This is a genomic window from Vibrio genomosp. F10 str. 9ZD137 (assembly GCF_049974785.1).
GTDB lineage: Bacteria > Pseudomonadota > Gammaproteobacteria > Enterobacterales > Vibrionaceae > Vibrio.
The window spans coordinates 1-6,345 of the sequence record NZ_JBNGCJ010000619.1 but is presented as its reverse complement, the minus strand read 5'-3'; the positions used below and the strand labels follow the sequence as shown (position 1 = coordinate 6,345).

The window sequence follows — 6,345 nt, the reverse complement described above, 5'->3', positions numbered from 1 at the left end:
TAGTCTTCAACGGTAATACATTGCTCAAAAGCGAGTGGGTGACGGTGTGTTTGTAATCGTTCTTTGGCTTCTTGACCCCAAAGTTGTTTAAAGCGACGATACGAATCGGTGACCTTTTGAGCCATTGGTGAATCAAGAATGATAGGAACCTTAATATCTATCTGGTGCGTATAAATGAGCCGTTCAATATCAAACAGCAATTCCTGGGTTCGACCTACGCTAAAAGCAGGGATCAGAATGACTCCACCATCGCTCAGGGAACGGTCGATAATGGCTTTAAGCCGCTCGGAGCGGGTACTGATGTCCTCATGCGTTGCGTTACCATATGTGGTTTCAATCAATAGGTGATCGGCACGTTGCGGGGAGACAGGGTCAGGTAAAAGAGGGGTATTGTTCGGCCCTAAGTCACCAGAAAACACAATGACCTCTTGGTTGGGTAGACGAACCTCTATATAGGCAGACCCAAGAATATGCCCAGCTTGCTGGAATCGAGCCATTAGCCCGTTGGGGTTTTCTTTCGTGATCGGGAACCATTGATTGTATTTTCGAGGGCTTAGCATACGACGCAGATGATTAAGTACCTGTTCGGTTTTTTTCTGTGTTAACCCCAGTTGCAGTTTTAAGCTGTCTTCAAGCATTAATGGCACTAGCTCTGCGGTCGCGTCACTGCAATAAATAGGCTTGCTAAATTGCGTAGCAAGTAACCAAGGCAAGCGGCCAATATGATCGATGTGAGAGTGGGTAAGTAGCAATGCGTCGAGGTGCTGAGTAGCAAACTCAATATCAAGTGGGCGTGTGTCAGCCCCTTGAAACAACCCGCAGTCGATAAGAATGGATTGTTCATTGGCTCTCAGTTCATGGCAAGAACCTGTAATGGTATTTTTGCCGCCGTGATGTATGATTTCCATAATCCACTCCCCAATTAACGCCATAATCAACGATTCATTACTGTGCCTCTGGAGCGATGTAAATACAAAGTTGGGTTCGATTAATGCGATGAAAAGGAGAATACATAACGAGTGTGTTACTTGATTGCATGGATTTTTTGAATAATGAGCGAGCTAAAATCCCAATGAATGAAACGCTAGTGCTCGTAGGTGGATATTTTAGAGCGCGATCCGCGCCAGATAGATAATGTTATAACCTTATCTTTCATCTTCGAAAATACGGGGATTCAACTTAATTCCACTTTTGCGTTATCACTACTGCACGCTTGAGATAACAGCGGAAGGGATTTGAAATCTAAAGGACCAGATTCTAGTTTTGCTTAGGGTCAAATAGCGCATGTTTTAGTACCTATGTTCAGTGAAAAACCGCTAAAACTAAGCATGAAAACGCAAAAAGCCCTACAAATCAACGGGTTGCATCCATCCTCAAGCGGCTGGCGTAAGTTGAACTTGATTTTTAACTGTCTGTTTCTCATTAAGTTGTATTGATTTGGTTTTTACTGGTGTACCTATTCCTTACGGTTACCCCCATTTTTCACCCAAATAGTGTGCACTTCCTCAGAATCTAATTCTCTCATCCATCTCAACGGAACAACTTCTGAGTTGTTTATGATGCAAAATACAATTTTAAAGTTGTTAGAGGGGGTTTTTACAACTAATATGTTGTTTATAGTGCCTTGTACAACTTTAAAGTTGTTAGGAGAGTGGTTGTGAAGAATATTGATGAAATTGCAGTGCTGCTTACCGAGCAACGTAAAAAGCTGGGTATCGAGCAAAAAGACATGTACATGCGAATCGGCATGAAGCAGCAGCAGTATCAGCGAATTGAAGCGGGTAGTGACGTAAAGCTATCAACCTTACTCAGAATTTTAGAAGGATTGGACTTAGAGCTCTCTATTTTACCTAAAGGCCAGAAAACCTTTCTTTCCTCGCCAGATAAAATGTCAGAACGTCAAAGCGATAGCACCCAAAGTTCAGATGGATTGCAAGATGATACTGATGATCTCGGCTTTTGGTTCGACATAGAGGGCAAATCATGACCAGGCAGGTAGAAAAGGTCGAGGGTCTTAATATCCAGTTGCATGGCATCGATGTAGCGGTTATTACACATTATGCTGGTGGAAAAAATATACTGACCTTTAATCCCGAATTTGTTGTGATGCGAGTTGAGAAGCGGCCTGTTTTTACATTGAGGCAACTGCGTGACCCTGGCTATTTAAGTAAACCTCAGATTCGGACCGATAAAATCCCGACTGTATTATCCAATCTGTTACCAGAGGGAGCATTGAGAGAGCTGACAGCCAAAGCGCTCCAATGCCACGTAAACAACGAATTTTCAATTCTTGCCTATTTGGGCTCTAACTTGCCAGGAGCACTAATCGCTAAGCCGATAAAAGCGGGTGATGTGCCCGATTGGGCGTTAGAGCAGCGATTATCGACAGAGCCTCAGCAAATCAATGTTAGACATGCTGATACCAAGTTTTCATTGGCAGGCGTACAAATGAAGTTTTCCTCGTCACATCTAGATGGCCGATACCATATCGATCAAGAGATTTCTGAGGACATGTGGATTATTAAAACCCCATCTACTGTTCACAAAGGTGTACCCGTCAATGAATATACCTGTATGAAGCTGGCTGAGGCGGCGGGGGCAGAGATACCTGAAATACGACTAATTGAACTGGAAGAGCTTGAGGGGTTACCCAGTATTAAATTACCGGATGAGCAATATGCTTATGGCATCAAGCGATTCGATCGTAGTGACCAAGGGCGTATCCATACTGAAGATTTTGCTCAAGTATTTGGCCTTTACCCTTCGGACAAATATCAACGGGTTAACTATGAACAACTAGGCAACGTGCTCTATCAATCTAGCTCTGAACGATTGAAAGACATTCAGCAGATGGCAAGAAGGTTATTGATTAACATCTTGCTAGGAAATGGCGATGCACACCTTAAAAACTGGACGTTGATTTATAGCGATGCTTACTCCCCGCGCTTATCGCCTCTTTATGACGTGGTATTCACCTCTCCGTATATAGAAAATGACAGCCTTGCGCTGAACATGGTAGGAACCAAACAGTGGTTTGAAATCACCATGAAGCACTTTGAAGAGTGGGCTGAGAAAGCCGGAGTACTGTGGGTTGCGGTTAAGCCACACCTGATTGATGTGATGAGCCTAGCCCGAAAAAACTGGCCCAATTTGCTGCAAGAGCTTCCTATGGAAGTTGAGCAAAAAGACGCACTAAAGAAACACTGGGGCAAGTTGAGTGATGACTTCAGAATTTCCCTGTAGACCTATAAAGAGAGTTAGATGAGCAAGTTACTTAAGCTGAAGAGATTTTTCACATTAGAGGAAGCGGGGAGGTAACTCAGCAGTGTACCTTTGGGTGTATCTAAAAAGCAAAGAAGCTGTAGAATGTAAAAAGACTTTGAAAGACGATAAGTCATTGATTTTGATTTGTTATAGGCACAAAAAAAGACGCCCTAGGACGTCTTTAAATGTTGAATTGGTGGAGCTGGCGGGAGTTGAACCCGCGTCCAAAAATCATTCATCATTGGTACTACATGCTTAGTCGATCTTTAAATTCACCAAGTACCTGCGAACCGACACGCTAGTAAATGACTATCCTGAATTAAATTTCGAACTTCATCTCTCAGGCGGGAGAATCCGATCTAGCTAGTTTGGGTTTGACTCTCTGTTATTCCCCGTCTTACAAGCGGAAGCTAGGGCAGAAAGGCTCTCAACAGGTTATTAAGCTGCTAGTGCGTAGTTTTCGTCGTTTGCGACTATTTTTTTGCGGCTTTTAACGTGGCCAACCGCCCCACGGCATGCACCTCAGACTTCAAAATTCTTGTCGAATCCTAAATCAGCCCCAAGTGTTCTTCGCATAGTACCAGAAAAGCATTGGCTGTCTAGCACTGTGCGTTTAAGTGCTCAAGATTAACGCAAATTACTCTTCATAATCCGTGCTTTATCGCGAGCCCAGTCTTTTTCTTTCATATCAGTACGTTTATCGTGCAGTTTCTTACCTTTCGCAACACCGATCTTTAGCTTCACCCAAGAGCGAGACCAATAGAGTGCGGTAGCGACCAGTGTCATGCCTTCACGGTTGATGCGACCAATAAGGTTATCAAGTTCTTTACGAGAGAGAAGTAGCTTACGTATACGAGTTGGATTAGCAACAACGTGAGTAGAAGCCTGAGTTAATGGTGTGATTGTCATACCACTTACAAACGCTTCACCGTCACGAATATAGACATAGCTTTCTGCAATGTTGGTTTTACCTTCACGCAGAGATTTTACTTCCCAGCCTTGTAGCTCCAAGCCGGCTTCAATTTCATCATCAATGAAATATTCGTGGCGAGCTTTTTTGTTAAGAGCGATGGTATTGCTACCCGCTTTATTCTTTGATTTCTTTGCCATAGTGCCTGCATTATACGGCTTGGATTTCGGTTAGGAAATCCTTTATTTGCTCTAAGAGAGAATAAACGTAGAATTACAGTAATGAATGATTATGTAAAGCAGTACCGGAGTTAACATGAAACAAGTGAGTCGTTCAGCATTGGTCTCTTTCAGTGCTGATCAGATGTACGCATTGGTTAATGATGTTGCCAGCTATCCAGAGTTTTTGCCGGGGTGTTCAGGCGCGAAGGTGATTGAATCTTCTCAAGTGAGCATGGTGGCGTCTGTTGATGTGTCTAAAGCCGGAATCAGTAAAACGTTCACCACATCAAATCAGCTAACTGATGGTCAATCTATCATAATGAGCCTGGTTGATGGCCCTTTTCGTTCGCTAACGGGTGGGTGGCATTTTACCCCTCTGGATGATTGCGCCTGTAAGGTCGAACTTAAATTAGAATTTGAATTCTCGAGCAAAATGGTTGAATTGGCTTTTGGTAAAATTTTTAGCGATTTAACCAACAATATGGTGAGTTCGTTTACCAAGCGAGCAAAACAGGTGTATGGGTGTTATGAGTATTGAATCTGAGATGATCCACGTTGAAGTGGTTTATGCTCTGCCTCAGGAGCAGAGAGTTTTTACACTTGTGGTCAATAAGTCATTAAGTGTGGAAGAGATCATTGTTCAATCTGGTGTATTGTCACTTTACCCTGAGATTGATTTGAAAAAAAATAAGGTGGGCGTTTTTAGCCGTAATGTGAAGCTTGATGCGACCGTGCAGGACAAAGACCGTATCGAAATCTATCGGCCCTTACTTGCTGATCCAAAAGAAATTCGCCGTAAAAGAGCGGAACAAGCCAAACTAGAAAAGAGCAAATAACGACGAAAGTTACCGATAGAGTATGAGTAACGATAGTCATATTTTTTCAGTAAGGTATTGAGGCGTTATCTAGTGGGGTCTGAGTTTGATGCAAAAAAATGGCTCGTATTTGTACGAGCCATTTTTATATTGTTTAGATATAAATCATTAGTAGACATTACAATCTAGTTGATACTTTCGAAAAACTGCTCACTAGCTGGGTAGTCGCCAACAATATCAACAAGTGTTCCTGATGGATCAAAATTGACCACGAGGTTTTGTTGAACAGGATCTTTGTGGCCTTCAGTCAAATGGTAGATGTAGTACCAAGTGTCTGGGTAACCATTTTCAATCAACATCGGTGAGCCCATCACATAGCGTACCTGCTCTTTTGTCATACCAAACTTGAGTTGGTCTACGGACTCTTGTTCTACGTAATTGCCTTGGTTAATGTCAATTCGATAAACAAGTCTTTCTAGTACTGAACAACCCGTTAGCATTGTCATAGCTAGGGGGACGATGACTAACCATTTTTTAAACTGCATATTTTCTTTCTTTGCAAATGAACATTAAACTGCGGTGATAATAAACAACCTCGGCACAGAAGTAAAAAACTCCTTTTCCTACGAACTGTTTCAGACCGCGAATTTAGAGATAGGTTGCAAAGAATGCTCAAATGAGGTTGAAAAAGGAACTTTTTGAGCCTGCGAATTAAGCGTTTTCAATCACTATGCCGCTATTAGCAATTCTTTGGCATTCGCTAAAGTCGATTGGGTAATCGCGCTACCACCTAGTAGTCTTGCCAACTCAGCAATTCGTTCATCGCCATTAAGTTGGTGCATTTTCGTTTCTGTTTTCCCTGATTTGGTTGCTTTCGCCACAAACAATTGTTGATGACCGCACCCTGCAACCTGCGGAAGATGGGTTACACACAGAACCTGGGTAGATTGACCTAATGTTCTTAGCATTCTTCCGACAACCGCCGCCGTTGGGCCACTGATCCCGACATCCACTTCATCGAAAATCAAGCTTGGCGTCTCTACTTTTTGTGCTGTGATGACCTGAATCGCAAGAGAGATTCGTGATAGTTCGCCACCTGATGCAACTTTGGCTATTGGCTGTAACGGTTGGCCGG

7 protein-coding genes, 1 other RNA gene and 1 pseudogene are annotated in these 6,345 nt (G+C 42.9%); 4 read left to right on the top strand and 5 right to left on the bottom strand.

Annotation, left to right across the window (positions count from 1 at the left end; translation table 11 throughout):
• A partial coding sequence (locus ACP45E_RS15030; RefSeq protein ID WP_069585185.1) for an MBL fold metallo-hydrolase occupies positions 1-908 on the bottom strand: 908 nt, incomplete at its 3' end.
• Positions 909-1,657: 749 nt separating this feature from the next.
• On the opposite strand from ACP45E_RS15030, the gene ACP45E_RS15025 reads away from it, so the two are divergent.
• Both ACP45E_RS15025 and ACP45E_RS15020 read left to right on the top strand, forming a co-directional pair.
• Complete coding sequence (locus ACP45E_RS15025; RefSeq protein WP_017034174.1) at positions 1,658-1,987, top strand: helix-turn-helix domain-containing protein; 330 nt, start codon at positions 1,658-1,660, stop codon at positions 1,985-1,987.
• Positions 1,984-3,243, top strand: coding sequence for a type II toxin-antitoxin system HipA family toxin (locus ACP45E_RS15020; protein ID WP_017037638.1), 1,260 nt, complete (start codon positions 1,984-1,986; stop codon positions 3,241-3,243). The genes ACP45E_RS15025 and ACP45E_RS15020 overlap by 4 nt, the downstream gene beginning before the upstream one ends.
• 215 nt (positions 3,244-3,458) lie before the next feature.
• Here ACP45E_RS15020 and ssrA read toward each other — a convergent pair.
• Positions 3,459-3,825, bottom strand: a transfer-messenger RNA (tmRNA) gene (ssrA, locus tag ACP45E_RS15015).
• Positions 3,826-3,891: 66 nt separating this feature from the next.
• Complete coding sequence (gene smpB, locus ACP45E_RS15010; protein WP_017034182.1) at positions 3,892-4,374, bottom strand: SsrA-binding protein SmpB; 483 nt, start codon at positions 4,372-4,374, stop codon at positions 3,892-3,894.
• Positions 4,375-4,489: 115 nt separating this feature from the next.
• Here smpB and ACP45E_RS15005 point away from each other — a divergent pair, with 115 nt between their 5' ends.
• Both ACP45E_RS15005 and ACP45E_RS15000 read left to right on the top strand, forming a co-directional pair.
• On the top strand, positions 4,490-4,933 hold the full coding sequence (locus ACP45E_RS15005) for an SRPBCC family protein (protein WP_017034183.1): 444 nt from the start codon (positions 4,490-4,492) through the stop codon (positions 4,931-4,933).
• On the top strand, positions 4,923-5,231 hold the full coding sequence (locus ACP45E_RS15000; RefSeq protein ID WP_026026567.1) for an RnfH family protein: 309 nt from the start codon (positions 4,923-4,925) through the stop codon (positions 5,229-5,231). Before ACP45E_RS15005 ends, ACP45E_RS15000 begins: the two co-directional genes overlap by 11 nt.
• Before the next feature lie 164 nt (positions 5,232-5,395).
• Here the strand turns inward: ACP45E_RS15000 and bamE are convergent, their stop codons facing one another.
• Both bamE and ACP45E_RS14990 read right to left on the bottom strand, forming a co-directional pair.
• Positions 5,396-5,755: an outer membrane protein assembly factor BamE gene (gene bamE / locus ACP45E_RS14995; RefSeq protein ID WP_017034185.1), complete on the bottom strand. Its 360-nt coding sequence runs from the start codon at positions 5,753-5,755 to the stop codon at positions 5,396-5,398.
• 183 nt (positions 5,756-5,938) lie between these two features.
• Positions 5,939-6,345: pseudogene (locus ACP45E_RS14990) on the bottom strand (DNA repair protein RecN); the annotation flags it as partial.